The following is a 25763-nucleotide window of genomic DNA, read 5'->3' as shown; positions in this document are numbered from 1 at the left end:
CCGCTCCTCAGACTGCCAGACCGACCATTTTGGCCAGCTCGACGGTGCGGTTGGCATAACCCCATTCATTGTCGTACCAGGCATAGAGTTTGACTTGAGTGCCGTTGATGACCATGGTCGACAGTGCATCGATAATCGATGAGCGCGGGTCAGTACGGTAGTCGATGGACACCAATGGACGCGTCTCGAAACCGAGGATGTCTTTCAGCTCGTTCTCGGAAGCGTCCTTGAGGAACTGGTTCACTTCCTCGACGGTCGTGGCGCGCTCGACTTCAAAGACACAGTCAGTCAGCGAAGCGTTGGCCAGCGGCACGCGTACGGCGTGACCATTCAGGCGTCCACGCAGCTCCGGGAAGATTTCGGCAATGGCGGTGGCCGAGCCGGTACTGGTTGGAATCAGGCTCATGCCCGAAGCACGTGCCCGACGCAGATCCTTGTGCGGCTGATCGAGGATGCTTTGGGTGTTGGTCAGGTCGTGGATGGTGGTGATCGAGCCGTGACGAATGCCCAGTTTCTCGTGGATGACTTTCACCACTGGCGCTAGACAGTTGGTGGTGCACGAAGCGGCGGTAACGATGCGATGTTCAGCCGGATTGAACAGCTGATGGTTGACGCCCATGACGACGTTCAACGCGCCTTTTTCCTTCACCGGAGCGCAAACCACCACACGCTTAACGCCCTGATCCAGGTAGGCCTGCAACACCGCCACGGTTTTCATCTTGCCGCTGGCTTCGATCACCAGATCGCAACCCGACCAGTCGGTGTCGGCAATCGCTTTGTTCGCGGTCACCTTGATGTGCTTGCCGCCAATCACCACCTGATCGCCTTCAGCGCTGGCTTCGTTGTGCCAACGACCATGCACGGAGTCGAAGTTGATCAGGTGCGCATGGGTTACTGCGTCGCCTGCCGGATCGTTGATCTGCACGAACTCAAATTCTGGCCAGCTCCAGGCTGCTCGTAGCGCGAGGCGACCGATCCGACCAAAACCATTGATACCAACTTTGATAGTCATATTGTTGTGCTCTGTATCTGCTGTCAGTGGGCATTCGACTGGGTGTCGAACTGGCCGATGTATTCGATATGGGCGGGATGCTGAATGGCGCGTGGACGCAACGACTGAACATCGCGGATGGCATCGCTGAAGGGCACACCGCTCTCGATCAACAGTTGAGCCGCGATCAAACCGGTACGGCCCGAGCCGCCTTTGCAATGGATGGCGATGGTTTTACCTTCGGTCAGCAATTGCTTGAGACGCGGATGGTGCTGCTCCCAGGCGGCTTTGAAAGCGTCGCCAGGCGCTTGATCGTCTTCAACTGGCAGGTGAAACCACTCGATGCCGAGCATTTGGCACTCTTCGGGCAGCAGATCGACCTCGTTCTGAAGCAGCTCCTCGGTCGGCATTAGCGTCAGCAACGCCGATGCCCCCGCATCCTTGAGGGTTTGCAGCGCCTCGAACGGTCGGGTGCCCTTCGTGCCTGGGCACGGGGTGAAGATCAATTGGCCATTGAACTGTGCCAAGGGAAGTACGGAGTATGGGTGTTGTTGCACGGTGAAAAATCCTCAGATGGAGCGCTGATTGACACGTTTCATGAGTTCTTCCGCCGACTCCTTGCGCTCGGAATAACGATCGACCAGATAGTCCTGACGGTCGCGAAGCAGCAGCGTGAATTTCACCAACTCTTCCATTACATCAACGACACGGTCGTAGAACGGAGAAGGTTTCATCCGGCCGCTATCGTCGAATTCCATATAGGCCTTCGGCACGGAGGATTGGTTGGGGATGGTGAACATGCGCATCCAACGTCCCAACACTCGCAGCTGATTGACCACGTTGAACGACTGCGAGCCACCGCACACCTGCATGACGGCAAGGGTTTTGCCCTGGGTCGGGCGTACCGCGCCCATGGCCAGTGGCACCCAGTCGATCTGAGCTTTGAAGACCGCGCTCATGGAACCGTGACGTTCTGGAGAACACCAGACCTGCCCCTCGGACCACAGCATCAGCTCGCGCAATTCCTTCACTCGAGGATGATCGTCGGGGGCGTCATCTGGCAGCGGCAAACCGGACGGATTGAAAATCCGCGCCTCGGCGCCGAAGTGCTCCAGCAGCCGAGCGGCTTCTTCTACCAACAGGCGGCTGAAGGAACGCTCACGGGTTGATCCGTACAGCAGCAAAATGCGCGGCTTATGGATAGAGGTCTTTTCAATACCGAGTTTGTCTGCCGATGGGAGGTCAACCAGTCCGGTATCGAGCTGGGGGATAGGGTCATCAAACATAGTCTTTGTCCTGCGCAACGGCGCTCTTGGATTCATCGAACCAGCGGCGTTTCAACCAGAGGGCAGCACCGACCAGAGAAATCAGTACCGGCACTTCCACCAGCGGACCAATCACCGTGGCGAAAGCGACCGGGGAAGCCAGGCCGAAGGTGGCAATGGCCACGGCAATCGCCAGTTCGAAGTTGTTGCTCGCGGCGGTAAAGGCCAGCGCCGTGGTGCGTGGATAGTCAGCTTTGAGCAATTTGCCCATCCAGAAACTGATGAAGAACATCACCACGAAATAAATGGTCAGGGGGATCGCGATACGCAACACATCCAGCGGCAATTGCAGCACCACGTCACCCTTGAGGCTGAACATGGCCACGATGGTCAACAGCAGCGCCACCAGCGTCAGCGGGCTGATCTTTGGAATGAAGCGCTCCTGGAACCAGACTTCACCTTTACGGGCGATAAGGATTTTGCGAGTCAGGAAGCCCGCTAGGAACGGCACACCCAGGTAGATCAGGACCGACTCGGCAATGCTGACAAAGCTGGTCTCGATCACACTGCTTTCCAGCCCGAACAGCGGCGGCAACAGCCCAAGGAAGACCCAGGCATACAGACTGAAAAACAGGATCTGGAAGATGCTGTTGAACGCCACCAGCCCGGCGACGTACTGATTGTTGCCACCCGCAATCTGATTCCAGACCAGCACCATCGCGATGCAGCGAGCCAAGCCGATCAAGATCAGACCCGTCATGTATTCCGGCTGGTCCCGCAAGAAGATGATCGCCAGTGCGAACATCAACACCGGGCCGATGACCCAGTTCTGGACCAAAGACAAAACGAGGATGCGTTTGTCCTTGAAGACCTCCGGTAGTTCCTCATAGCGAACCTTGGCCAGAGGCGGATACATCATCACGATTAAACCGATAGCGATAGGGATGTTGGTTGTGCCCACAGAAAGACTGTTGAGCCACTGTGGCCAGCCTTCGAACAGGCTTCCCAAACCGATGCCCAAGGCCATGGCGAGAAAAATCCACAGCGTCAGGTAACGGTCCAGAAATGAAAGGCGGCTTTTAATCATGATCATTGCTCCTGTGGTTACAGCGTGCCAATCAGGGCCAGCTCTGCCTTGAGCTGTTCGGCACTCAGTTGGGAAAGCGGTAAAGCCAGGAAGGCTTGGATACGGGTTTTGATCTGCTCCAAGGTGGCTTCAAAAGCCGCCTCGATCTCTTCTTGCGTCCCTTGGTATTCCGAAGGGTCGGCCAGCCCCCAGTGCGCCTTGGTAGCTGGCCCGAAAAATACCGGACAGGCCTCACCGGCAGCCTTGTCACATACCGTGATGACGAAATCAGGAGCCAGGTTCACATGGACATCGCTGGACTTACTGGACAGCCCGAACGTCGAAATACCAGCATTCCCCAATGTTTTGAGGCTCAGCGGGTGCACTTCACCTTTGGGCTGACTGCCCGCGCTGTAGGCTTTCATGCCTTCCGGTGCCAAGTGATTGAAGATCGCTTCACAGAGGATGCTGCGGCAGCTATTAGCAGTGCAGAGAAACAGGATTTTCATCGAGCGGTCTCGTAGTCGAAGGCGGAATCAGGCGATTTTGCTTTCACAGCACACGGCTGCCCGTTCAGGACGGTCACCCATTTCATCAAGGCGTTTGGCATCAGGGCTTAACCAGTGCTTGTTGCTTTCGAGCGTAGTGGTCAGCACTTGATGAACCCAATTAGGGAGATTCGGGTGCAGTCGGTAATAAACCCATTGGCCTTGCCGACGGTCCGACAGCAAACCGCAAGTGCGCAACTGCGCCAGGTGCCTGGAGATTTTTGGCTGACTCTCGTTCAACGCGCAGGTCAGCTCGCAAACACATAGCTCTCCTTCACGGGTGATGAGCAGCATCGTGCGGACACGGGTGTCGTCAGCCAGGCATTTGAATACAGTGGTCGGTGTCAGATGGTCAGCCATATCGATTCTCAGCGTTTGCTTTTCACCAAGACGAACATCTTGATGCGCTCATGAATTTCGTGAAGGGTGTGACGGAATGCATCGGGTTTAGTGCTGGTGGCCGGATCTTCAAAATTCCAGGCCAATGCCTCGCCGGCTCCAGGTAGCGACTGGCATTCCGCTGCGGCTTTATCGCACAAGGTGATGACGTAATCGAAACGCTCACCTCGGAATTCTTCGATCGACTTACTACGCAATCCTTCGGTATTCACCCCAAGGTGGGAAAGTGCGTCAAAGGTGCGCGGATCGACCTGAGTTGGGACAGTGCCGGCGCTGAACGCCTCGAAATGCTCCGAATCGGTATGCCTCAGCAGCGCTTGGGCCAACTGTGAGCGGGCAGCGTTGGCGGTACAAACGAACAGAACACGGGCTTTGCTGGTCATTGTGAAGTCTCAGCTCATATACGGTTTATCGAATATATGTTTTTACGCATTCGAGGTAAAGCCCCTGCATCGGAAAAATTCGAAAAGGACCAGCTCCTGCCGAGCAAAATCCCCTAAAAGCCCTTGCTTATAGGACGTATGGGATACTCACGCAGCAGAGCGCTTCAGAAACATTTGGAAAAGTGTATATGTGAAAATTGTAATAAGTTTGTCATCCATTCGAGGATAGCCTCTGCTCCGATCCAACCAACCAGGAGCCTGGAAGATGAAAAAACTGACGATCACCGCCGCCTTGCTGACTAGCCTGTTTGCGAGCGTTAGCTTCGCGAGCCAGTACGACAAGCCCGGATTCTTTACCAAAGTAGAAGACGGCCGCCTTTGGGTCTTTCGTGAAGGTTCTGAACAACTGAAAGACTTCAAGGCACACGGCGAACCTGCCAAGCAATACACGGAAATTGGGACCGGTCCAGACGGGATGACCGTTAAGTCTGGTGACGAGAAGGCGCTCAAGGACTATCTGAGCACGCTTAAAAAGTAAAACAGTGAGATTTGATCCGCCCCTATCGCAGGGGCGGATATCGGTTGTTGGTACTAGCCTTTGCAACAACCTGGCGAGGTACGAGGTGCAACCTCAGGGATTGCGCCGCCAGCACCGCAACAAGACGCCTGACTGGTCGAAGCCTTAAAACGGTCATCGACTTCATCGAAATCCGAGTTGCATATGCCAGTCTCCGGGAGAACCAGTTCAACCCTTTTGGCCGCATCCCAATCGCCCGCCAATGCCGCGACAACAGACCGTACCTGCTCATACCCCGTCATCAACAAGAACGTAGGCGCCCGGCCATAGCTCTTCATCCCCACAATGAACAACCCCTCCTCAGGATGGGCCAGCTCTACCGCGCCATGGGGCCTGACCGTACCGCAGCTGTGCTCGTTGGGATCAATCATAGGAGCTAGTAACACTGCGCTTTGGGTAGCGGGATCAAGCGAGATACGCAGCTCAGCGAGCAAGCTCAGGTCTGGGCGGAATCCCGTCGCCACAATGAGTTCGTCCACTGGTGGGAGTATCTGCTCTCCCGCCTTCACGATCAGCCCTTGGCCATTGTCTGCAACCTGATCGATAGCGACGTTTTTGAACAGCTCGATCACGCCGTCATTCAGCAACTGGCGAATCTTCAGGCCAAGCTTTCCGCGCTCTTCCAACTGGTCATTCGTACCACCACCCAGAATGCGCTCAAGAGAATTGCCCCGGATCGCCCAGAGCACTTTGGTTTGCGGCGCCTCCTGAATCAGTCGCACCAGATCCTGGAGGGAGTTAAACGCGGAGTGACCACCACCCACCACCAGCACTCTTTTGTTGGCATAGCGATTCCGCGCACGACCCAGCACCTCCGGAATGCCGTAAGCAATGTGCGCTGCATGTTCGATCTCGCCCAAGGCAGGGATGCCATGGGCGCCCATCCAGTTTGGTGTCAGGTAGGTGCCCGAGGCATCAATGACAGCACTGGTCAGCACATCCTGTTCACCTGTTGGCCCCGCGACACGCAGTAAAAAAGGAGCTGCCGACCTGCCTTGGGTCTTCATCACATCCTGACCGACGCGAGTGGCTGCCAGAACACGGGTATTGAGCTGCAAGTGACGCTTGATCTGATCGAGGTCCGCGAGAGGTCGAACAAACCGGTCCAGCAGTTCACGACCCGTTGGATACTCGTTCTCCGGTGGTGGAGTCCAACCATCGGCCAGCAGAAGTTTGGCCGCCTCCTTGTCCACATTGAACTGCCACGGAGAGAACATCTTCACGTGCCCCCACTCTTCAATACTGGACCCAGCTTTCGGACCAGCTTCCAGAATCAGCGGAGTAATGCCTCTGGCCAGCAGATGGGCTGCGGCGGCGAGACCCACTGGACCTGCTCCAATGATGGCGACGGGAAGGTGAGTGTTTTCCATGTTCGATTCCTTCTTCAGACTGGCTGATTGACCGGAAACAGGCGCTCGACAATCGCGCAATCGAGCCAGCGTCCTTCCAGGCAGGCGTGTTTTTCATACACTCCCACTTGGCGGAAACCGCAGGATTCGCACAATGCGAGGCTGGCGTGATTGAAAGTAAAAATGCGTGACAGGACTTTCCAGAATCCGCGAGCTTGGGCTTCTTCCATCAGTGACTGAAGTAACTGCTTACCGAGTCCCTGACCGCGAACACTGCGATCCAGGTAGATGGAAAAATCCGCAATGCCGTCGTAACAGGCACGAGCGCGATAACTACTGAGTCCTGCCCAGCCAACAACCTGATCCGCTTCATCGACCATGACCAACACTGGATAACGCTCCATTGAGTTGATGCGATCAAGCATGTCTGCCGGGCTTCGAGGAATCGTTTCAAACGTAGAGCTACGTTCCTCGATCCCCTGGTTGTAGATGGCGGCTATTGAAACGGTGTCCTTGGGTTCAGCTAAACGAACTCGCATTGTTGGAGCCCCATTACGTTGGTAGTAACAACATTATTGGCAAAAAAAGGGAAACTCTTCCCTTTCATTCCTTGCTCTTCACGGCTGGGCAGCACTCACTCACGAGCCCGCAGCGAATCTCCGTGGCCCGCGTAATCTGCCTCAGCAAACTCAGCGCTCCCTGCCTAGCTTCAACTGATAGGTTCTCAATCATCGCTCGCTCCTCTGCAATCAGATCAGCTCTGATCTTCGCGTATAGCTCACGTCCAGCATCCGTTGCCTGAATTCGCACCGCACGCCGATCTTCATCATCCTCAACGCGGGACACATACCCTTTGCGCTCAAGGGTATCGATCACTCGACTCGCCGTGCTCTTGTCCAAGAACATTTCTTCCGCCAAGACCTGTAGGCGCAATGCGCCCCTTTTGACCAGCGTTTCGACGGCATAACACTGGGTTACAGACACGTCGTAACAGCAGATCCGATCTCGATCACGGAACTGATGGACGCGAACCAGCTGGTTCAACGCCTCATACAAATCCTCGGAATCCTGAGTCAACTGATCGTTTTTACCGTTCGTCATAACCGTCACAAATTAGTTGTTAGCTGCAACAGTAGTCCTGATTTCCCGAAATCGTCAACACCGATCTCTCGGTTGACTATGGCCAAAGAAAGGCGCTAGCTTGTTGTTACTGACAACAAAAAATGAGCATGCCGGTCGTGACACTTCCAGAGCAGATTCATCCCCCGATCAATCGCTCCAGGCTCGTATGGGCGATGGGTTTTACTCAGATTCTTGCTTGGGGTTCGACTTATTACTTGCCCGCAGTGCTTGCGACTCCGATAGCCAAAGAGACGGGGTGGTCCATCACCAGTGTGGTGGGTGGCTTATCCTGGGGGCTACTGGTCGCGGGAGCTTCCTCGCCGGCAGTTGGTCGTCAGATTGATCGCCATGGCGGACGCTCTGCCCTAGCCGCCAGTTCATTGCTGCTGGCTCTTGGCATGCTACTGATGGGGCTCGCGGGTAACGTTGCCACTTACTACGTCGCCTGGACTCTGATTGGCGTTGCCATGGCGGCGGGTTTGTACGACGCAGCCTTCTCAACCCTAGGACGTCTTCTCGGCGAGGGGGCTCGAACGTCAATTACCGGACTGACCCTGTTAGGCGGGTTCGCCAGCACCATAGGCTGGCCGGTGATAGCGGGACTGGAGAGTTGGATCGGCTGGAGAAACGCCTGCTTTACCATCGCCGCAGCTCATCTGCTAATCGGATTGCCCATTCATGCGCTGTTGATACCTGGAAGCACAAAACAACCGCCCCATCCCGTAATAGTAGAATCACCCACGGCATCCGAGCTTCGCCCTAGGGCCACCAACCAGCTGTTCTTGCTGATTGCCGCCATGCTGACGGTTCTGGCGTTGGTCGTATCAGGTATCTCAGTCCACCTGCTCAATGTCCTCAAGCAATTGGGAATCGCGACTGCCGTGGCCTTGGCCATCGGCATGGTGATTGGTCCTTCGCAAGTCCTGGCACGGGTGGCTGAGTTTTCCATAGGCAGGAACCTCCATCCAACTTGGTCCGCACGAGCCGGCGTGTTGCTGTGTTTGATCGGGCTTGGACTGCTGATCTCAGGCCTGCCTTGGCTGGCCTTCGTAGCGATTGCACTTTACGGAGCCGGTAACGGCATCCTCACCATCGCTCGCGGTACTCTTCCATTGGCGCTGTTCGGGTCACAAGGATATGGCGCACGAATGGGACTGCTCGCGAGGCCCGTCCTTGTCGCCCAAGCCTGCGGCCCCATCGCCGCCGCTTATGTTTTGGACAGCTTCGGAGCATCGGTACTGCTTAGCGTGATGTGTGGGTTACTGTTGCTGTGCTTCATCGCCACTTGGCGCTTGCCAAATACGCAAAAAGGCAAGTAAGTACGATGTTCCGGTAGACGTAGTGTTGATCAGAAAAAAATCGATACCCGGCATCAAGCGAACACTGGGTGGGATACATCGTGAATGAAGCGCATCAAGCTAGGAATGATGTGAGAAGCATCTGGCCCAACGCCTCTAAGGGTTGCCGAAGCAAAGTTGCGCTGCTTCGGTAATCCCACAAAATACAAACCCGGTACGTGCTCCGCCTTCCCGTTGCGTTGGGTCAGGCTTTCATTGCCCGCCACGTGCAGACCTGCCAAAAAACCAAGGTTCGGACGAAACGCGGTCGCGAAAACCAAACTGTCCACGTCAGTGTGCTGCCCATCAGCCCAGATCACGCCCGTCGACGTTACCTCCGTGAACATCGGCTTGCGCTCAAAAAGTCCCTGCTTGATGGCACGACGATAGGTGCCATCATCCAGCACGGGGGTACTTTGGTCATTCAGCCAACGAGTCTTCTCCATCCCTGTCCACTTGAGCCAAGCATGAAAATCCACACCGAGGATCTTTTGCGGAAAAAACCGAATCGATTCCCTTGTCGCCAATACGACGCTGCTGACTTGAGCCAACTCATGAGCAATTTGTACAGCTGAGTTGGCAGCACCTATGACCACTACTCGTTGATCAATGAAGCCGTCGACGTTTCGGTAATCAGCACTGTGTAAACGCTGCCCGCGAAAACTCTCCAGCCCCTGAATGTCAGGGATGAACGGCTGATTGAATCCGCCAGTGCAAACGATCAATGCTTTTGAGCAGAAACGCTGACCATCAGATGCCTGAAGCAAAAATAGTCCATCCTCCTTACACACTTTCTGGACTCGTATGTTCTGGCGAATGGGTAGCTGGAAAGCGTCCGCGTACTGCTCCAAATAACGTACGACTTCATCGCGTAGCGGATAGTGCTTAGCTTCAGCTGGAAAGGGCATCCCAGGTAACGATGAGTAAGCAGCAGGGGAAAAAAGTCTCAGGTTGTCGTAGTAGTTGCGCCAGTTTCCACCTGGCTGGCTCTCGGCTTCCAGAATGAGAAAACTGAGATTCTGCTGCCGCAGATGCCAACCGCACGCGAGCCCAGCTTGGCCCGCGCCAATAACGATGACATCCAAGGGCTTATTAATTATGTTCATGTATGCGCACTCATGCATATATAGAAATAACAAAAAAACTACTCTGGCACACCAGGGCAGCAAAACGGGGCCAGACTCTTCATGTGTTGGAGAATGGCTTCGAGCCGTGTCACCACTGCCGGTCCATCCACCTCGTAGAACATCTGCCTGCTGACCTTGGTAGCGCGGACAATACCGGCCTCTAATAGCACTTGCAGATGACGGGACACCACTGAACGCTCTTGAGGTAGCTCTTCGGCAATCTCACCGATATCTGCTCGCCCCAGTTGCATGACTCGCTTGAGCACAGCTACCCGCGACGGCTCGCACAGAGCTTTGAAGAAGGCTCCATCGAGAGAGTCGATTGCAGCATCAATTGCACGGGAACGTGTAGAGGTTCGGTTTGTCATGCGGATGACTATATGTGCATATCCGCACACACGTCAATTGTCCGAATGAACGTCAACAACAGATATCAATAGCGCCTGATCAATGCCTGCAAGATCCAGAATGATGAATTCGACCGTCAGTTTTGGGTCGTTTACAGCCCTTCACGACAGGCTGCAATCGCCAACAGCAGTAAGTAAAAGAATATTGTCTTTATGGCTATTTTCAGCACTTAAAGGAAAATTTACTTTTCTTTACTGCTGGTATTTTTGGACAAGGGTGAGGCGCGGAACAACAATCGCTGTGCGGCCATGCGGTAGAAACCGCGCCAAAGCCCCCTGCACCTTTTGTTTTTCGTCGCCCGGAAATGCCTCTAGACAAATTATGGATTTTTGCATAATTGTGCATAAAACTAGTTTTCTAAATTTATTTAGCCAATTACTGCGCGTTAATGGACAAAAAAACTAAAAGTTCTCTCCGCCAAACAATCTGAAATTCGTCGCTTTCTCTGGTCCGCGCGTTTTGGTTGCCGAAGCGACCAGCCACTACGGCATCAGCCCTTTCGAAATATCCAGAGCGTCGATCGTGGGTCAGCCCCTGCGCCTATTGAGCCCACTGGTTCTTCGCCTTATCTGCTCTTGGCTTTCGCTGGCATAGACTTGGTCTATATCGCGCAAAAGGTTTTCCAACGCAGACAGATCAATCGCAGCGCACCATCCAAAGTTCGTCCAGCTTGGTCGTATAAGATCGGCTCATCATCTCACGGCGCATCCCCCAGTCAGGTGATGCTGGAACACTGGCAGCCCGCAGTGTGCCCCGGCCCCATCTTCCGTTGATATTGTCCATGACCTGCATCAGCCGAACGCATTCTGCAGATTGCTTGGGCGCAAACAGATCTTCGGTGAACTCACCTGGCTGCCTCAGATCCATCAAAAGCACCTCAGCTTTGCTGTAACGGAAGCCCGGACGAAAGATTTTAGCCACTGCGTCGGTAGCCATTCGCGTCATGAGCAGGGTGTCACATGTCGGGTAAGGCAGTTCTACCATCACTCCCTGGGCGTAGTGGGCCTCGTCAGGATTGAACATACCAGTGCGGATGCTCACTCGCATGCGCTTGCACATCGAACCTTGAGCTCGGAGTTTTTCCGCTGCGCGTCCAACGTAAGTGGCCACTGCCTGCTTGATCGGCTCAATCTCTGTGAGGCGTTTGCCGAATGCCCGACTGCAGCAGATCTCTTGCTTTGGCTGCTCGACCTCTTCAACGTCCAAGCATGATATGCCCGCCAGTTCACGGGCGGTCTTCTCCACCACCACGCTGAATTTTTGCCGCAGCATCTTGGGATCAGCCATTGCCAAGTCCATAGCCCTCAGGACGCCCATGGATTCCAGGTGCGCTGTCATTCGCCTACCAATTCCCCAGACTTCCCTTACCGCGGTGTTACGCAAAACCCAGTCTCGCTTGAAAGGATCACGAATATCTACAACGCCTCCAGTTTGAGCCTGCAAGCGCTTAGCGGTGTGGTTGGCCAACTTGGCAAGGGTTTTAGTGGATGCTATTCCAACACCGACCGGGATGCTCGTGCACCGTAATACGCGGGACCGAAGATCACGGCCGAATGCCTCAAGGTTACCGGGCATCCCACCCATGCTTAGCCAGATTTCATCGATTGAGTACCGCTCCCATGAGTCGACCGTAGATTCCAGAATGGTCATGATGCGTTCGGACATGTCGCCGTACAGGGCATAATTGCTGGAAAACGGCACGATTCCATGCTGCCTCAGTTTGTCTCGAATCTGGAAATATGGTTCGCCCATTTTTACGAACGGTTTCGCATCGTAAGATCTAGCTATCACACACCCGTCGTTGTTGCTGAGTACTACGATTGGGGTCTTGGCCAGATCTGGTCTAAAGACGCGCTCACAGCTCGCATAGAATGAGTTGCAATCGACCAGCGCAAACACTTTTTCACTGTGCATGATCGCGCACACTGAAGCGGACCACCCCCCAAACTAGAAAGTCGTCACCTTCGAGAATGTATTTGGCGGGATAAGCTGGGTTTTCCGACTTGAGGATTACCACCCCGTCCCGGCGATGCAACCGCTTGCATACGGGCTCATTGTTCACTGCGGCAATGATGATATCGCCATGCTCAGCGTCACGGCCTCGATCCACGATGACGACGTCACCCGAGAAAATACCGGCGCCCTGCATGCTGTCGCCTTCCACTTTGACCAAATAGACATGGGGGGCTCGCAGATCGAACAGCTCATCAAGAGAGATAATTTTCTCTAAGTGATCGGATGCCGGGGATGGAAAGCCGGCCGGCACGCGAAAGGAGTAAGAAGGAACCATTGTAGCGCCGCCAGTCGGCGTGCCTAAGAAGGTGATGGTCATAATGTAAAGCTCAGAGAAAACTGTATATAAATACAGTTAACCCTTGATTTATCGGCCGGTCAATCCCGGCCAATGGCAATTCCGTCGGGTGGAATCAAAGTTTTCTGCGGCCCCGCGGATCTATAGGTAGGACATTTGAGGCAGGCAATTGCCGCTCCAGGTCGGCAATGCCAGGCGACTAGCTGCATGCGCGCTGTTATTTCAAAGCTTTTTCGGCCCGCGCGGATCCAACGAAATTAAATTTGACGCAGGCAACTGCCGCTCAAGCTCAGCGATACGGTCATACAACTCAATGATTTTCGCATCCGCTTCGCTCAATAAGCTTGCGAGTTGGTCGCGCTGCCGGGCAACTTGCTCCATCCGATCACGCAGGGCGCGGCTTTTCTGGCGGGCGAGAAGATTTACCTTGCTCAACGAAGGAGGTCGCTCCTCCGCATGTTGTTCCACGTAGGTTTTTATCTCTGCAATGAGACTCGGGAAACGAGATTTCTTAAGCGCCGACGGGTCGCTCCCGGCCTCTTTGGCCACGTTGTTCTGAGTGACCGGTGTCCCCTTTGGTAGAAGCTGTGGCCTATTGAGTTTCAGGCGCTCAAAAGCATCACGATATTGATCAGCCGCACTGCGGCGAGCAGGGAGTTCAACGTCCATTTGCGCTCCCTACGACACGAAGGAAGCTCTCTACGCTTCGCTGTTGAGCCATCAACGAATCCATTAGCGGACTCCCATCCTGAGCAGTAGCAAGCCGCTCTTTGAGTACATGTTCAAGATCATCTACCGCGCCCAATCGTTCTGAGTCATACAGCACATCAGGGCAAGGTTTTGCATCCACTGAATCACCGCCCCCGCAATGGGCAATGTTGTCAATTCCGCCGTACGGACAAGGCTCGCGACTCGAACAAACGCCAAGAATGATCGGGCGACAGGCGACCGCGCCTTTCTTTGCCAAACCAATCATCTTCTTCGCATCCTCTGGCGAAATCAGCCGAACAATCTCAGCCTTTCGTTTGTCTCCATGGGGACTGACAAAACGCTCACTCGTAAGCTGCTGTAACTCTCTACCAAGCGTCTCGTACATCGTGCGAACGTACAGCGTGTGAGCCTTTTCCTCTAGACGCATCTGCGAGTGATTTTGTCCATAGTAAAGACTCATCGCTCGAGTGACGTGCTTGAGCTGATACTGAAGCGAAGCATCACTTACAAGCCCGGAAGCTTGCATGTTTACTGCCCCAGTTCGACGCAACTGATGCCACGCCAACGGCCATACAGCGCCCACTTGATACTCCTCCGGCAACGTAGGGGTAGCTAGTCGGGCCAATTTCAGATCCTCGGGCGTGATACGCAAACGCTCTAAATCAAAGAGCTTGTCGAACTGCCCCAAAAGGTCGGCATATGGCGGAATGCTCGGTCTCAGTGAGTGATCATCTTTTTTGCGCACTGGGCTCCACGGCTCGCTATAAGAATCGCTCAAATAACGCCCAGCAAAGCCACTCGCTTCTGAGTGAGATGCGTGTAATGAGCGAAACAGAGAGATCACCTCCATCGCCCTCACGGCGACCGCCACAGAGGGGGATGTGACCCACAGGGCGTCGCTATCAGACAGCGTTTTTGTCGTCTGCCCACGTAACAAAAAAATGTCGCCGAAACTCTTGTCGTGCTCGACGTCAAGGCACCCGGCTCGAAGATTCCATGCTTCCTCGACCCGCATGAGACTGAAGTTAAGGATGTAAGCTAATCCCGCGCGGTTGACCAGTTTCAGATAGCTAGTCAGCGCTCTTACTTGCAAGTCGCGACCTCGACCCACCCAACGTTCAAGTAGCTCAAAGATGCCGAAGCGTTTCGCGGTATCTGCAAACGCGCCGAGAAAACGAAGCCCCGTTTTAGAGCCTGATAAATGCATTTTATGGCCACAAAAAGGCGGGGCGTTTACGCACGCCGTTCTCTCTGAAACCCTCTGGTTATGTTCGTAAGCCGCGAAGCAGAACCGGTAACAAGCTTCAACCTGTTCTCGATGGGATAGGAAGTCATCAAGGCACTCTCGCAGCCTAGTAACTTGATAGCGCCAAATACGTGGAGGGATGTACGGTGTTTGAGCTGTGTGGTGAGTTGGAAAAAGCGCAGCCAGACGGGTCAGGGAGCCTGAATCCAGCAACGTAAACCCTACCGCATCCCTGGACGCGTAAAGCTCATGCATTAACGTCAGAAACTCGGTTTTTCTCGAGGTATGAAGAAAGGCAGGGATCCGTTCGCATACGCGTGGAAAGTGGCTTAATTCGCTGGCAAGTATTCCTGCCTGTTCGCAAAGAACAAACAGCCGCCGCATCTGATCGAAACGCGTTTTAAGGGATCTGTAGCCACGAGCGCCGTACGGCCCGTATAGCCACCAGCCAGTGATGATTCGAAGTAAATTTGCGTTCTTTGAGCTAATTGGCGCCGCTGATTTTTTAACTGGCCCATCACCAAAATTCAGCGTCAGTGCCTTCTTGGCCCATGGATCAAGCCTCCAAATTGGATCGCCCCAACGGCTTATTACTTTACCCTGTGCATCAATTACGACCGGCCAATCAGGTGGCGGAGGCCAGCTCTCTGGACGGTAATTCGATGCCCCAGGAACGGAGAGAGGCGACTCGATAGAAAGCCCTAACGTCCTGAGCATATTCATAGGGAAGGCCCCGCTGTAACTTCCGCAAGCCGAATAAATCCGTCCCAAGCTGGGTGATAGTCCTCCTCAGCTATGCGAGCCAGTGCCTCTTCAACCCAAAGCCGACGCACCTCGCTACTTTCTTGAAAGAACCGTAACTTCGCACTCAGACGCTCGACCGCAAGCATCGATGGATGGTCTGCATCGTCAGATCTATCCGTGCAAGCTGGGCGATATCTAACTAGCTCCAAGGTCTTGAGCACTCGCAAACTACTCAGAGACCAGACGTGATCCTCGCTTTCAATATCCCGATGATTGACGCAGAAAAGGCAACCCGCTGCGTTAATACAATCGGGATCAGGAGCATTAGTCGGAGCATCCACGACGGATTCTGGTATCGGCGCCACACAAGTACCTGGAGCAGGTGAGCAAACGACGGGATCTGCTTGCCGGTGAAATCGAGTGATTTCAATCATCGCAATTTGCGGATTGGGCTCGGCGTACACACGGATCAAAGTTTCAGCAGTGTGCTGTGCGATTTCCGCCACCAGTTCGGGGCGTTGCGACTCACGTAAGAGCCAATTAATACGCGCCCCCCGGAGCTTACGAGGTCGAACGAATCGAACACTGGAAACGGTGCAGACGCGCGCAATAGCCGTGAACTGAGGCGCTTCTAAAACGAGACGTCCCCCAGGACGGACGAGAGGAAAAAGAAGTCCCTCTAGATCGTCTGGAAACCATTTGTTTCGCCACTCAATGTAGCGTTCAAACCACTGCTTATAGCTTGAGAAAACTTCAAACAGCACTTCACCCTGACGGCGATTTTTGTAAGACCTCACTTGGTAACCATCAAGATGACTCGTGTAATGGTATTGGTCGATTCGAAGCTGATGCGCCTGCGATAAATTCATGCCGGTTTGTGCGATGAACATAAGCAACTCGGCTTCGATTCGCAGATTCACTGCCGGGTATCGAGTCTCGATTGAAACGTCAGAATTCCGAAGTTCGCGGTTTCGAAGGATGTCCGCAATCTGGAATTTGGTTTGAGGTCGAATCCGTCGTGACGCTCCCTTCTCTGTATCACGCAGGCCGCACCAGATAGGCAGCGTCGAACCCGATCGCAACTCCACGTGGATGGGAAGTGGCCCCGTCACAGCTTCATAGGTAAGGGACGTACAGACGTCGGCAATGAACTGCCCGAATGAAAAGCTCTCTTCTAAACTTTGCTTATCAGCGCCCCCATTACTGGCCTTTCCGTTGCCTCTAGGCTTGCGAATTCGGGTGCTGTACAGAAGCGTCGAGCTTCGGCCTAGAACTCGGTCGAGCATCGTCGCGGTTAAACTTGCCGCGTCGTATAACGATCCGGCAGTTAGATATCCTTCCACGCGATGACGCTGTAGAAGATGTTCAGCCCACCCCAGGTATTCCTCCGCGACCGTATCAATGCTCAACGGATGCTCGCACTGATCCACCCACTGAAAAAACTTCCTCAACGCACCAATCTTGTTATTTGCCGAAAAGCGGCTCCCCCCGCCGACAAGGTCGTCGTTCAAACAGTCATGGAGCCCCTTCACAAGCTCTACCCGCTCCAGCAAAGGATCACCTAAAGCACCTGATGTGATTTCACTGCGTACAGTCTTCACTTTTGCCTTAGCACCACCGCTGTATAAAAGTGGTGCCAGATCCCAGGGCGTCTCATTTTTCGCGTACTCAAGCATTGGAAACGTTAGGTCTGAAAACGTCAGATTATTCATTGCTTGCTCCCTGCATCGAAGCAATCCCTGTAAACGCGGCCATGAAGCTGTTCGCAATGGCCTGCTTAGCGGGTGCGGCTTGCACAAATTTGATGTATTTGAAGGTGGTGGCCTCCGAATTTCGACCGTGAAGCAATGCATTGCTGACAGTCGCAATCACTATCGCCACATCAGTGCCATTTGCTAAAGCGAGCCTAGCTAGCTCAGTTCCAAAGGTGCATCGGGATTGGTGGAAGCGAAACTTCCTGAGCGCTTTGATGCCCGACGCGATGCCTAATTTTCTAAGCGATGACATCTCAACGTTTATGGCCGAAGACTGATCACTGTTGCGACGTCCGAAAGGGTTTCCGAAACGTGTCAAGAACACTAAGTCTTGATGGTCGCCAGCAGCAGATGCCTCGCGAGTCAACCTGCGAAGACCCTTGGCGTACTCCAAGACTTCTGAACACAAAGCTTCGGGAATCCATACCTGGCCAGTTACTCCAAATTTGGTATGCACGGGCGGGGACGCACCTGGCCCTACGGATATCAGAAGCAGACCTTTAGCAGACGGATCATGTAGGGCACGCTCCAACGTATCGATACGAAGGTCACAGATCGTTCCCAGTCGCATACCCGTAAAGAAACCTAGAGCCAACATCAGGTAAAGCTCGGATGAGGCGCTCTGTTTTGCGAAATCAAGAATGGCGTCTCGATCAACCGCAGACACTGGAAGTAGCCCACCTTCCAAAGTGACCCCAATGCGTTTTCGGTTTGGAATACCCAGATCGGTGCTGGTGCCAGCTAGCGTTCGCTCGAAGCCGACCTGGTCAAAGTATTTGATGAAATAGCGCTTGTCTTTCCACAGCGGCAATAGCGGGTTTAGAAGGCCACGCCTCCTAACCCACCTGTAGAAACTGATGCAGTTACGCATGTACTCGGAAGCCGTGGCAGGACTGATATGACCAGCATCACGAGCCTTGATAAGCGCCCCACGGTACTGAACAAGACATCGATCAGCCTTTCGAGACGGAAACTCAAACCACTGAAGCCCGCGACTCTCCAAAAACTTCGCGTAGTTCAACAGCCCGTTCAGGTTGCTAGAAACGGTCTTAAGGAGTGCCTCACCATTGGTGACTCTCTCCATAGCCCAGAGATTGGCTTCTCTCCAGGGCAAGCCGTCTTCCCAGAATATTTGTGGTAGTCCTTCGATCACTACACGGGAGCTATTCAGCGAGTAGGTAATCAGGCGATCTTTGACAGAAAGGTCATGCGGACTGAAGTGAATGTGTTCGACGGTAGGCAAGTGAAATCTCTGTAAGAACAAGCGTCAATGTCCATGGGGACACCATCTAACTTTGGGCGTCCACAGTATGCAACTTATTCTTATCGATGCTGTACACCTCAACCGCTGGCACCAGCGACTCGATCAACGTCATGACCCGTTCGCTCATATCGCCATAAAGTGCGTAGTTCGATGAAAAAGCGACGATGCCGTGCTGCTTGAGTTTGTGTTTGATCTGAAAATACGGCTCGCCCATTTTCACGAATGGCTTAGCGTCATAGCTGCGGGCGATAACGCAGCCATCGTTGTTAGACAGGACGACGATGGGGACCTTGGCCAGGTCCGGTCGAAACACTCGCTCGCATGACGCGTAGAAAGAGTTGCAGTCGATCAATCCGAAAACCGGTACCGGTTTAGACATGACTGCGCACCGTGCTGGTAATCACGCCCCAGATCGATAGCTCATCCCCCTCGAGGACGTAACGCGCTGGAAACTTCGGGTTTTCCGAGAGCAGGATCACTTCGTTTCCACGTTTGCACAACCGCTTGCAGACGGGATCATTGTTGAGCAACGCCACCACAATGTGGCCGTGCACCGGCTCGATCGAGCGATCGACGACGGCCAGGTCGCCTTCGAATATCCCCGCGCCCTGCATGCTCTCTCCGACAATGGCGACCAGGTAGACATGCGGCGCTCGGATGTTCAAAACCTCGTCCAGGGAAATGTGTTGCTCAATATGGTCTGCGGCCGGAGACGGAAAGCCTGCCGGAACCCGAAATGAGCACAGAGGCAGCTTCGCTCCGCCCTCGGCAATCGGACCTAGAATGGTAAAGCTCATGATCTGGCCTTCTACAAATACTGTATTTTTGTACAGTTAACTTTGTAAAAGGCGTGCGGTCAATTTTCTTACAGATCGTTTCGACAGGTGGAGATCAGCATATGTGCGGCAGACTTTCTCAATACACCGGCATCCATGACTTTGTCGCAGCGCTGAGCATGCCCAATGCTCTGATTAACACTACCGGTGATCAACCGTTTGTTCGGGGAGTATGCCCAGCAATGGCTGAACAGCCGGGAAGTGGTCGAAGGTACGCGCAAGAATTACCGCATTTCGCTCAACCTGTATTGGATGCCGGCGCTGGCCCTGCTCCCCCTCGACAACATCACTTCGGTGATGCTGCGTAAGATTGTCGGCAGCACGCCCTGGACTTCCCCAGGCGTAAAACGCTCCGCCATTCAGCGACTGATCACGCTGTTCGGCACCGCGGTGAAAGATGGGTTGATCATCCGAAACCCGGCCGAGGCAATCGAACTGCCGGCGAAAACTAAAAAGCCCATCGACCCCTTTACGGTGGCGGAGGCCAACGCGATCATCGCCCACCTCTATAGCAGCCTGACCCATTCGATGCGCATCTACGCGGCGTATTTTGAGTTCGCCTTTTATACCGGTATGCGCCCCAGTGAAATGGCGGCGCTGCGCTGGGAAGAGATCGATAAGGAAAACCGAGTCGTCAACGTGTGTCGAATCGTCGCGGACTACAAGATCGAGGAACGCACCAAAACCCGCAACAGCCGACAGGTCATGCTCAACAGCCGCGCCTTGCATGCGATAGAGCAAGCCGAGCGTGTGGCCAAGCAGCGTGCCAAGCCAAGCCGCCGCAAGCAGGCAGAGTCGCCGTTTGTCTTCCCACCAACCAAGAACTTTGAGTTCATCCAGCAGGCCAGCGTGACCGACAAACATTTCCAGGCGGCGCTGACCGCCCTGAACGTTCGCACGCGTCGGCAATACAACTGCCGGCACACATACGCAACGATATGCCTTATGTCGGGTATGAACCCCTCCTTTATTGCCAACCAACTTGGCCATAGCGTTCAGATGTTGCTATCGACCTATGCTCGATGGATCAACTCCAGTTCAGATTGGCATGAAATCAGAAAGCTCGAAAAGAACATGGCTTGTACGAACTTACCAGTCCATAGCGACTACCACTGACCGCTTCAGAAAGCATCTCTAGGCCCGACGGAGTGAAAACCTGACAATCCCGCGCAAAAAACTGATTCACGCTTAACCCTACCTCAAATATCGCAAATATTTGATGTGCAAAAAATCAGGGAGAATTACGATTGCATGACATCCCGTCCTTAGAAATGCGGCATGACGGATTGTTGGCCGAATAAACCGCCCAGGAGGCACCGTGGCTCACTTGACAGATATGGAAGAATTGCTAGCGACTATCCCCACCGCTGACATTCGAGACTATATGCGCGAAGCGATGAGTTGCTACATGGCAGGAGCATATCGAGGATCAGTCGTTCTTAGCTACATAGCCCTATTCGACGATCTACTAGCGAAACTGAGTGAGCTAGCCAGGGTAAATGCCGGTGCAAAGGTAGTATTCGATGAGGCTTCGAAAAAGAAATCCGATCAAGATGTATTCGAAAACTTTCTGATTGATCAGTTAACTTCAAAAGCGCTTCTATCCGGCCTTGATGGAGCTTTCTTAACAACGCTCCGTATTCTACGAAATAAATCCGCACACCCATCTGGGCACAAGCCTTCCGCTGAAGAAGCAAGATTCATTTTTTACGAAACAATCAATCGCTTCCTTTCTCGTCCAATTTTGTCTACGACTCAGCTTGTAGATGAAATAATTTCAAGACTCGCAAATTCGAACTTCTTCCCCAACCAAGATATTACAGAAATAAAAAACATTGTTGCGACAGAGACCGCGAATCTTCACGCCGAGGCTCTTCCGCAATTAGTAGCCAAACTAACAACATCGGTACTTTCAGCAGACAACAACATCGCCGCCAATGCTATCCGCTTCCTTCTCGGCTTAGCAAGAGATAGTGACGTTAATACAACTAAAGCGATCGCATCTAAAGTCATAGAATCAAAAGCAGACGATCCTGCGTATGGGGATCTTGTCGTTCAATTACTCTCAGCAAACGGAAAGCTTTTTATTAATTTGACTCCGGTCTGCGTTGGACGTGTACGAGCAATTATCTCATCTCGTATTGATTCAGTTACTTCAGCGGTAAGCGAATCAAAACTCATACATCCTGCAAATGCACTGGCTTCAATAGCAAGAGAGATTTCCGGAGAGGATCTTATAAAAAATTATGGAGCAGAGCTTGAGAAGCTCATAGAAAAAAGACCTTACTCGCAACATACAATCAAACTTGTTTCCGACAACAAAGACAAACTTATTCCTATTTATTTCCCAATCTTACTTGCCAACGCAGGCTCATCAACCTACGATACAGCAAACTCATTTGCCAACATTGTTGATTCACTTGATATCGGATTAAGCAAAGCACTTTCCCCAGAACAATGCTTTCAACTTATAACTGCAACTTCAAACGCTGCAAATTGGGGAGCATGGTCTTCAGCAGCACTCGAATCTGCGAAATATTCTTCCATACCTGGAATTCGAGCAAAGGCAATAGACCACATTAATTCAAACACTTCATCCACAGAAGCTTATTTGATCGAAAAACTCAACTTTCATGAATCGGCGGAAAAATTTATCGAATCATATCTCACTAACAAATAACAACTCGCGAATGACTTTAAAATTTAGCGAGCAGCCAATAAAACTGCTCGCCCTCAATGCTCAAAGCTTGAAGCACTTTTGAAAGCGCCCTTCATTCTTGAGATCAAATTTCTTTAATTACAAAGCGAGTGGTTGGCTTCACCAAAACGACGTCAACTCAAGACATCAGTTTCCGCAAGCGCAGGTATCACCTATCGACAATTTGCCTCCCCCTTGAAAGCTGTAGAAGGCACCATACAGCAACAAACACACTGGCCGTTTAGGGCATTCGCGCCCGCCGGCATACAACTGCCGGCACACTTACGCTACCATGTGCCTCATGGCGGGTATGAACCCTGCATTTATTGCCACTCAGCTCGGTCATAGCGTTCAGATGCTGCTATCGACCTACGCCCGATGGATTAGCTCCAGCACCGACTGGGGCGAACTCGGGAAGCTCGAAAACAGCCTGATTGGTACAAAATTGGTACAGACTGAAACAGTACCCCTCTGAAACCCTTATGGAATCAGCCCCTGTGACACTGGAACAGAACTACACCGCGATTCTCGGCCAATTGGGCGAGGACGTGTCCCGCGAAGGCCTGCTCGACACGCCAAAACGTGCCGCCAAAGCCATGCAGTACCTCTGCCGCGGTTATGAACAGACGCTCGAAGAAGTCACCAATGGTGCCTTGTTCAGCTCCGACAATAGCGAAATGGTGCTGGTCAAGGACATCGAGCTGTACTCGTTGTGCGAGCACCATTTGCTGCCGTTCATCGGCAAGGCGCATGTCGCCTACATCCCGAGCGGCAAGGTGTTGGGGCTTTCGAAAGTCGCGCGCATCGTCGATATGTACGCTCGCCGCCTGCAGATCCAGGAAAACCTCAGCCGCCAGATCGCCGACGCGGTCCAGCAGGTCACCGGCGCCCTGGGCGTTGCAGTGGTGATCGAGGCCAAGCACATGTGCATGATGATGCGTGGTGTGGAAAAGCAGAACTCGACGATGATCACCTCGGTGATGCTCGGGGAGTTCCGCGAGAACGCCGCCACCCGCAGCGAATTCCTCAGCCTCATCAAGTAATTCGCAACACAAGGAAAACCGGCATTCATCGCCGGTTTTTTTTCGCCTGTGAAAAATCAGGTAAGCTGCGCGCCTTTCTTCATTTGCCCCGTGAGGCTTTCAACGTGTTCGTAAAAGCGCTTCGTGTCGGCCTTGGCCAACTGATCATCTTCATCGACTTCATCAACCGCCCAAGCAAAAAGAAGCGCCCCGCCGCTGCTCAGGCGCAGGTCGAATCCGCCGCCAAGGGCCTGACCCTGTATCAATTCCACGCCTGCCCGTTCTGCGTGAAAACCCGCCGCACCTTGCATCGCTTGAATGTACCGGTGGCGTTGCGTGATGCGAAAAACAACGAGCAAGACCGCCAGGCCCTGCTGGAGCAAGGCGGCAAGATCAAAGTGCCGTGCCTGCGGATTGAAGAAAATGGGCAGACGACCTGGATGTATGAGTCCAAGGTGATTATTGATTATCTGGACAAGCGGTTTGCGGCAGCCTGAATGATTTGGATTGTTTGAGCCGGCGCCATCGCTGGCAAGCCAGCTCCCACAGGGTCTTGTGGTGCTCACATCACTTGTGGGAGCTGGCTCGCCAGCGATGAGGCCGGCACAAATGCTACAAATCCCGGACAAAAATAAACCGGCTCATCAGCCGGTTTATTCATTTCAGGCCGCTTTATCTATCTGCGCTTGCCGCACCACTGCCGCCAGACGCTTGAGCCCTTCATCCAGCCGCGCCGGTTCGATATGGCTGAAGTTGAGTCGCAAATAGCCGTGATGCTTGTCCGGTTCTGGAAAGAACGGCTCGCCCGGCATGAACGCCACATCATTGGCCAGTGCATCGTTGAGCAAGGTACGAGTGTCCAGCGGCTGCTTGAGCCGCAACCAGAAAAACAGCCCGCCCTGCGGCTCGTTCCAATCCGCCAGATCAGCGAAGTGCGTTTGCAGCGCGGCCTGGAACGCATCCCGACGCCCTCGGTAAAATTCGCGCAGTTCACTGCGATGCTGTCGATACCGCTCGTTGCCGATCCATTGCAAGGCTTGCCATTGGCCGACCCGATTGGTGTGCAAGTCCGCCGATTGCTTGAGCTTGAGCAAATGCGGGAACAGGTCGGGGCTGGCGATCAGGTAGCCGACGCGCAGACCGGGCATCAGGGTTTTCGACACGGTACCGGTGTAGATCCAGCTGGCTGTTTTCAAACGACTGACAATCGGGGTCGCGCTGCCGCCATCGAAGGTTAATTCGCGATAGGGCTCGTCTTCAATCAAGGTCACGCCGAATTCATCGAGCAAGGCTGCCACGGCGTCACGCTTGGCTTCGCTGTAACGCACCGCGGACGGGTTCTGGAAAGTCGGGATCAGGTAGATGAAGGCAGGACGATGCTGCGCCAGGCGAGTGCGCAATTGCACCAGGTCCGGGCCATCAGCCTCCAATGGGACAGTGATGCAGTCCGCGCCGAACAACTGAAAAATCTGCAGTGCCGCCAGGTAAGTCGGCGCCTCGAGAAAAACCTCGGTGCCTTTGTCGATGTAGAGCTTGGCGGCCAGATCGAGGGTCTGCTGGGAGCCGCTCACCACCAACACCTGGCTCGCCTCACACTGTAAGCCCAACTTCCCGGCCTCTGCCGCCAGAGCTTCACGCAATGCCGGCTCGCCTTCGCTCATGCCGTATTGGCCGATGGACAGCGGCATGTCGGTCCAATCGACCTTGGGCAACATGACCTCAGCCGGCAGACCTCCAGCGAACGACATCACCTGCGGGCGCTGAGCGGCGGCAAGGATTTCACGGATCAAAGAACTTTTAAGGCGTGAGACACGTTCGGAAAAAGCCATGGAAGTCACCCGGTAGCCTGGCATGAGGAAAATGAGTCAAACTTATTGACCGAAATTACGACAGCACAAGCGGATACGTCAACATGATTGACCTTAAAAACCCGATTTCCCAGCAACAGGCCATGGAAGCGTTTTTCTTCGGTTACCAGGCTTTCACGGCCAAGGCCGATGAAATGCTTGAACGCCGCGGCTTGAGCCGGGTGCATCAGCGCATCGTGTTTTTTATCGCCCGTTACCCGAACCTCAGCGTGAAAGAATTGCTGGCATTGCTCGGCGTGAGCAAACAGGCGCTGAACATGCCGCTACGACAGTTGGTGGAAATGCATTTGGTGAACAGCGTGGCGTCGCAGACGGACAAACGGAAACGGTTGTTGGAGCTGACCGATGACGGAGCACGGTTCGAGCAGTCGCTGCGTCGCGAGCAGGTGAAATTGCTGGAGCGGGTGTTTGCAGACGCTGGTGAGACGGCGGTGGATGGGTGGTTGGCGGTGAATCTCGCGCTGGGTAAAGCCCAGGTCTTTCCAAGCTGATCGTTCCCACGCTCTACGTGGGAACGATCGTCTAGAGCCGATATATCCCGATCAACAAACTTTTCGTCGACAAAATCAAAAACATTATTTGCTTTATTTGTATACAAAAGCATAATCCACTTCGTGCGAGTTCCTGACCAACCGGTCAACAAATTCGCAAGTGCCTCAAAGGGCCGCCGCCGCCCTCATGGGTCCGGCCCTGGAAATAAAAATAAAACTCTTGAGGAGTACTCGCTGTGGAAAGCC

27 protein-coding genes and 4 pseudogenes are annotated in these 25763 nt (G+C 53.6%); 10 read left to right on the top strand and 21 right to left on the bottom strand.

Annotated elements, in window-relative coordinates:
- Window positions 1-7 precede the first annotated feature (7 nt).
- From D8U73_RS18970 to D8U73_RS18940, 7 genes are read right to left on the bottom strand one after another with little or no spacing between them, the layout of a single operon-like run.
- Window positions 8-1012 carry an ArsJ-associated glyceraldehyde-3-phosphate dehydrogenase gene (locus D8U73_RS18970; protein ID WP_130905414.1) on the bottom strand — a complete coding sequence of 335 codons (1005 nt, stop codon included), beginning with the start codon at window positions 1010-1012 and terminating at the stop codon, window positions 8-10.
- Between the two features lie 23 nt (window positions 1013-1035).
- Window positions 1036-1548, bottom strand: coding sequence for a cyclin-dependent kinase inhibitor 3 family protein (locus D8U73_RS18965; RefSeq protein WP_102599778.1), 513 nt, complete (start codon window positions 1546-1548; stop codon window positions 1036-1038).
- 12 nt (window positions 1549-1560) lie between these two features.
- Window positions 1561-2277, bottom strand: coding sequence for an arsenical resistance protein ArsH (gene arsH / locus D8U73_RS18960; protein ID WP_102599777.1), 717 nt, complete (start codon window positions 2275-2277; stop codon window positions 1561-1563).
- Window positions 2270-3343: an ACR3 family arsenite efflux transporter gene (gene arsB / locus D8U73_RS18955; protein WP_130905413.1), complete on the bottom strand. Its 1074-nt coding sequence runs from the start codon at window positions 3341-3343 to the stop codon at window positions 2270-2272. The genes arsH and arsB overlap by 8 nt, the downstream gene beginning before the upstream one ends.
- Before the next feature lie 17 nt (window positions 3344-3360).
- Window positions 3361-3831, bottom strand: a complete 471-nt coding sequence (locus D8U73_RS18950; protein ID WP_130905412.1) for an arsenate reductase ArsC — start codon at window positions 3829-3831, stop codon at window positions 3361-3363.
- A 27-nt stretch (window positions 3832-3858) separates the two neighbouring features.
- Window positions 3859-4230 carry a metalloregulator ArsR/SmtB family transcription factor gene (locus D8U73_RS18945; RefSeq protein WP_102599775.1) on the bottom strand — a complete coding sequence of 124 codons (372 nt, stop codon included), beginning with the start codon at window positions 4228-4230 and terminating at the stop codon, window positions 3859-3861.
- A gap of 8 nt (window positions 4231-4238) precedes the next feature.
- On the bottom strand, window positions 4239-4652 hold the full coding sequence (locus D8U73_RS18940; RefSeq protein ID WP_102599774.1) for an arsenate reductase ArsC: 414 nt from the start codon (window positions 4650-4652) through the stop codon (window positions 4239-4241).
- Between the two features lie 265 nt (window positions 4653-4917).
- Between D8U73_RS18940 and D8U73_RS18935 the strand changes: the two genes are divergently transcribed.
- Entirely contained in the window at window positions 4918-5190 is a 273-nt protein-coding gene (locus D8U73_RS18935) for a hypothetical protein (protein ID WP_130905411.1), read from the top strand.
- A gap of 53 nt (window positions 5191-5243) precedes the next feature.
- On the opposite strand, the gene D8U73_RS18930 is transcribed toward D8U73_RS18935, so the two are convergent.
- The 3 genes from D8U73_RS18930 to D8U73_RS18920 all read right to left on the bottom strand — a co-directional run bounded on the left by D8U73_RS18930 (window position 5244) and on the right by D8U73_RS18920 (window position 7679).
- On the bottom strand, window positions 5244-6599 hold the full coding sequence (locus D8U73_RS18930) for an FAD-dependent oxidoreductase (RefSeq protein ID WP_130905410.1): 1356 nt from the start codon (window positions 6597-6599) through the stop codon (window positions 5244-5246).
- Window positions 6600-6613: 14 nt separating this feature from the next.
- Window positions 6614-7117 (bottom strand): arsinothricin resistance N-acetyltransferase ArsN1 family A, encoded by a 504-nt coding sequence (locus tag D8U73_RS18925; protein WP_130905409.1) that lies wholly within the window; start codon window positions 7115-7117, stop codon window positions 6614-6616.
- Between the two features lie 64 nt (window positions 7118-7181).
- Window positions 7182-7679: a MarR family transcriptional regulator gene (locus D8U73_RS18920; RefSeq protein ID WP_130905408.1), complete on the bottom strand. Its 498-nt coding sequence runs from the start codon at window positions 7677-7679 to the stop codon at window positions 7182-7184.
- A 122-nt stretch (window positions 7680-7801) separates the two neighbouring features.
- Between D8U73_RS18920 and D8U73_RS18915 the strand changes: the two genes are divergently transcribed.
- A complete protein-coding gene (locus tag D8U73_RS18915; protein ID WP_241668536.1) occupies window positions 7802-9019 on the top strand; it encodes an MFS transporter in 1218 nt (405 codons plus the stop codon).
- Window positions 9020-9072: 53 nt separating this feature from the next.
- Here the strand turns inward: D8U73_RS18915 and D8U73_RS18910 are convergent, their stop codons facing one another.
- Together D8U73_RS18910 and D8U73_RS18905 are read right to left on the bottom strand one after the other, a co-directional pair.
- Window positions 9073-10143 carry an NAD(P)/FAD-dependent oxidoreductase gene (locus D8U73_RS18910; protein ID WP_130905407.1) on the bottom strand — a complete coding sequence of 357 codons (1071 nt, stop codon included), beginning with the start codon at window positions 10141-10143 and terminating at the stop codon, window positions 9073-9075.
- 38 nt (window positions 10144-10181) lie between these two features.
- Window positions 10182-10532, bottom strand: coding sequence for a metalloregulator ArsR/SmtB family transcription factor (locus D8U73_RS18905; RefSeq protein WP_130905406.1), 351 nt, complete (start codon window positions 10530-10532; stop codon window positions 10182-10184).
- A 499-nt stretch (window positions 10533-11031) separates the two neighbouring features.
- Between D8U73_RS18905 and D8U73_RS29565 the strand changes: the two are divergent.
- Window positions 11032-11168: pseudogene (locus D8U73_RS29565) on the top strand (citrate transporter); the annotation flags it as partial.
- Window positions 11169-11208: 40 nt separating this feature from the next.
- Here D8U73_RS29565 and D8U73_RS18900 read toward each other — a convergent pair.
- The 8 genes and pseudogenes from D8U73_RS18900 to D8U73_RS18865 form a co-directional block, all read right to left on the bottom strand.
- Window positions 11209-12486 (bottom strand): Y-family DNA polymerase, encoded by a 1278-nt coding sequence (locus tag D8U73_RS18900; RefSeq protein WP_130905405.1) that lies wholly within the window; start codon window positions 12484-12486, stop codon window positions 11209-11211.
- Window positions 12476-12904 carry a S24 family peptidase gene (locus tag D8U73_RS18895; RefSeq protein ID WP_130905404.1) on the bottom strand — a complete coding sequence of 143 codons (429 nt, stop codon included), beginning with the start codon at window positions 12902-12904 and terminating at the stop codon, window positions 12476-12478. Before D8U73_RS18895 ends, D8U73_RS18900 begins: the two co-directional genes overlap by 11 nt.
- A gap of 201 nt (window positions 12905-13105) precedes the next feature.
- Entirely contained in the window at window positions 13106-13552 is a 447-nt protein-coding gene (locus D8U73_RS18890) for a hypothetical protein (protein WP_130905403.1), read from the bottom strand.
- Window positions 13542-15563: a hypothetical protein gene (locus D8U73_RS29560; RefSeq protein ID WP_241668535.1), complete on the bottom strand. Its 2022-nt coding sequence runs from the start codon at window positions 15561-15563 to the stop codon at window positions 13542-13544. Before D8U73_RS29560 ends, D8U73_RS18890 begins: the two co-directional genes overlap by 11 nt.
- Window positions 15560-17296, bottom strand: a complete 1737-nt coding sequence (locus D8U73_RS18880; protein ID WP_130905402.1) for a site-specific integrase — start codon at window positions 17294-17296, stop codon at window positions 15560-15562. The genes D8U73_RS29560 and D8U73_RS18880 overlap by 4 nt, the downstream gene beginning before the upstream one ends.
- Complete coding sequence (locus tag D8U73_RS18875; RefSeq protein WP_130905401.1) at window positions 17289-18602, bottom strand: site-specific integrase; 1314 nt, start codon at window positions 18600-18602, stop codon at window positions 17289-17291. Before D8U73_RS18875 ends, D8U73_RS18880 begins: the two co-directional genes overlap by 8 nt.
- Before the next feature lie 58 nt (window positions 18603-18660).
- Window positions 18661-18981 (bottom strand): annotated as a pseudogene (locus tag D8U73_RS18870) (DNA polymerase V subunit UmuC); the annotation flags it as partial.
- Window positions 18974-19399: a S24 family peptidase gene (locus tag D8U73_RS18865; RefSeq protein ID WP_130905399.1), complete on the bottom strand. Its 426-nt coding sequence runs from the start codon at window positions 19397-19399 to the stop codon at window positions 18974-18976. The pseudogene D8U73_RS18870 and the gene D8U73_RS18865, both read right to left, overlap by 8 nt.
- 101 nt (window positions 19400-19500) lie before the next feature.
- Here D8U73_RS18865 and D8U73_RS29555 point away from each other — a divergent pair.
- The 6 genes and pseudogenes from D8U73_RS29555 to D8U73_RS18835 all read left to right on the top strand — a co-directional run.
- A pseudogene (locus tag D8U73_RS29555) lies at window positions 19501-19599 on the top strand (DUF159 family protein); the annotation flags it as partial.
- Entirely contained in the window at window positions 19586-20554 is a 969-nt protein-coding gene (locus tag D8U73_RS18855; protein ID WP_130905398.1) for a tyrosine-type recombinase/integrase, read from the top strand. The pseudogene D8U73_RS29555 and the gene D8U73_RS18855, both read left to right, overlap by 14 nt.
- A gap of 202 nt (window positions 20555-20756) precedes the next feature.
- Window positions 20757-22118 (top strand): hypothetical protein, encoded by a 1362-nt coding sequence (locus D8U73_RS18850; RefSeq protein ID WP_130905397.1) that lies wholly within the window; start codon window positions 20757-20759, stop codon window positions 22116-22118.
- A gap of 283 nt (window positions 22119-22401) precedes the next feature.
- Window positions 22402-22611, top strand: a pseudogene (locus tag D8U73_RS29550) (site-specific integrase); the annotation flags it as partial.
- Between the two features lie 22 nt (window positions 22612-22633).
- Complete coding sequence (gene folE / locus D8U73_RS18840; RefSeq protein WP_032832746.1) at window positions 22634-23179, top strand: GTP cyclohydrolase I FolE; 546 nt, start codon at window positions 22634-22636, stop codon at window positions 23177-23179.
- 104 nt (window positions 23180-23283) lie between these two features.
- Complete coding sequence (locus D8U73_RS18835; RefSeq protein WP_130905439.1) at window positions 23284-23655, top strand: glutathione S-transferase N-terminal domain-containing protein; 372 nt, start codon at window positions 23284-23286, stop codon at window positions 23653-23655.
- A 165-nt stretch (window positions 23656-23820) separates the two neighbouring features.
- Here D8U73_RS18835 and D8U73_RS18830 read toward each other — a convergent pair whose 3' ends face one another.
- Window positions 23821-24987 carry a PLP-dependent aminotransferase family protein gene (locus D8U73_RS18830; protein ID WP_130905396.1) on the bottom strand — a complete coding sequence of 389 codons (1167 nt, stop codon included), beginning with the start codon at window positions 24985-24987 and terminating at the stop codon, window positions 23821-23823.
- 83 nt (window positions 24988-25070) lie between these two features.
- Between D8U73_RS18830 and D8U73_RS18825 the strand changes: the two genes are divergently transcribed.
- The gene (locus D8U73_RS18825; protein WP_130905395.1) at window positions 25071-25517 is read left to right on the top strand and encodes a MarR family transcriptional regulator; all 447 of its coding nucleotides are present in this window, start codon (window positions 25071-25073) and stop codon (window positions 25515-25517) included.
- The last annotated feature ends 246 nt before the right edge of the window (window positions 25518-25763 follow it).

Source organism: Pseudomonas sp. Sample_22, from assembly GCF_004307635.1.
Taxonomy (GTDB): domain Bacteria; phylum Pseudomonadota; class Gammaproteobacteria; order Pseudomonadales; family Pseudomonadaceae; genus Aquipseudomonas.
This window is presented reverse-complemented; position numbering and strand designations above follow the sequence as displayed.

What these genes read in the sequence shown, in the direction of transcription:
- D8U73_RS18905 (WP_130905406.1), bottom strand. Translation starts at nt 10,532, where the DNA reads ATGACAAACCGAACCTCTACACGTTCCCGTGCAATTGATGCTGCAATC.
- arsH (WP_102599777.1), bottom strand. Translation starts at nt 2,277, where the DNA reads ATGTTTGATGACCCTATCCCCCAGCTCGATACCGGACTGGTTGACCTC.
- arsB (WP_130905413.1), bottom strand. Translation starts at nt 3,343, where the DNA reads ATGATTAAAAGCCGCCTTTCATTTCTGGACCGTTACCTGACGCTGTGG.
- D8U73_RS18935 (WP_130905411.1), top strand. Translation starts at nt 4,918, where the DNA reads ATGAAAAAACTGACGATCACCGCCGCCTTGCTGACTAGCCTGTTTGCG.
- D8U73_RS18830 (WP_130905396.1), bottom strand. Translation starts at nt 24,987, where the DNA reads ATGGCTTTTTCCGAACGTGTCTCACGCCTTAAAAGTTCTTTGATCCGT.
- D8U73_RS18895 (WP_130905404.1), bottom strand. Translation starts at nt 12,904, where the DNA reads ATGACCATCACCTTCTTAGGCACGCCGACTGGCGGCGCTACAATGGTT.
- D8U73_RS18945 (WP_102599775.1), bottom strand. Translation starts at nt 4,230, where the DNA reads ATGGCTGACCATCTGACACCGACCACTGTATTCAAATGCCTGGCTGAC.
- D8U73_RS18930 (WP_130905410.1), bottom strand. Translation starts at nt 6,599, where the DNA reads ATGGAAAACACTCACCTTCCCGTCGCCATCATTGGAGCAGGTCCAGTG.
- D8U73_RS18910 (WP_130905407.1), bottom strand. Translation starts at nt 10,143, where the DNA reads ATGAACATAATTAATAAGCCCTTGGATGTCATCGTTATTGGCGCGGGC.
- D8U73_RS18890 (WP_130905403.1), bottom strand. Translation starts at nt 13,552, where the DNA reads ATGGACGTTGAACTCCCTGCTCGCCGCAGTGCGGCTGATCAATATCGT.
- D8U73_RS29560 (WP_241668535.1), bottom strand. Translation starts at nt 15,563, where the DNA reads ATGAATATGCTCAGGACGTTAGGGCTTTCTATCGAGTCGCCTCTCTCC.
- D8U73_RS18970 (WP_130905414.1), bottom strand. Translation starts at nt 1,012, where the DNA reads ATGACTATCAAAGTTGGTATCAATGGTTTTGGTCGGATCGGTCGCCTC.
- D8U73_RS18940 (WP_102599774.1), bottom strand. Translation starts at nt 4,652, where the DNA reads ATGACCAGCAAAGCCCGTGTTCTGTTCGTTTGTACCGCCAACGCTGCC.
- D8U73_RS18920 (WP_130905408.1), bottom strand. Translation starts at nt 7,679, where the DNA reads ATGACGAACGGTAAAAACGATCAGTTGACTCAGGATTCCGAGGATTTG.
- D8U73_RS18915 (WP_241668536.1), top strand. Translation starts at nt 7,802, where the DNA reads ATGAGCATGCCGGTCGTGACACTTCCAGAGCAGATTCATCCCCCGATC.
- D8U73_RS18880 (WP_130905402.1), bottom strand. Translation starts at nt 17,296, where the DNA reads ATGAATAATCTGACGTTTTCAGACCTAACGTTTCCAATGCTTGAGTAC.
- D8U73_RS18825 (WP_130905395.1), top strand. Translation starts at nt 25,071, where the DNA reads ATGATTGACCTTAAAAACCCGATTTCCCAGCAACAGGCCATGGAAGCG.
- D8U73_RS18925 (WP_130905409.1), bottom strand. Translation starts at nt 7,117, where the DNA reads ATGCGAGTTCGTTTAGCTGAACCCAAGGACACCGTTTCAATAGCCGCC.
- D8U73_RS18900 (WP_130905405.1), bottom strand. Translation starts at nt 12,486, where the DNA reads ATGCACAGTGAAAAAGTGTTTGCGCTGGTCGATTGCAACTCATTCTAT.
- D8U73_RS18950 (WP_130905412.1), bottom strand. Translation starts at nt 3,831, where the DNA reads ATGAAAATCCTGTTTCTCTGCACTGCTAATAGCTGCCGCAGCATCCTC.
- D8U73_RS18865 (WP_130905399.1), bottom strand. Translation starts at nt 19,399, where the DNA reads ATGAGCTTTACCATTCTAGGTCCGATTGCCGAGGGCGGAGCGAAGCTG.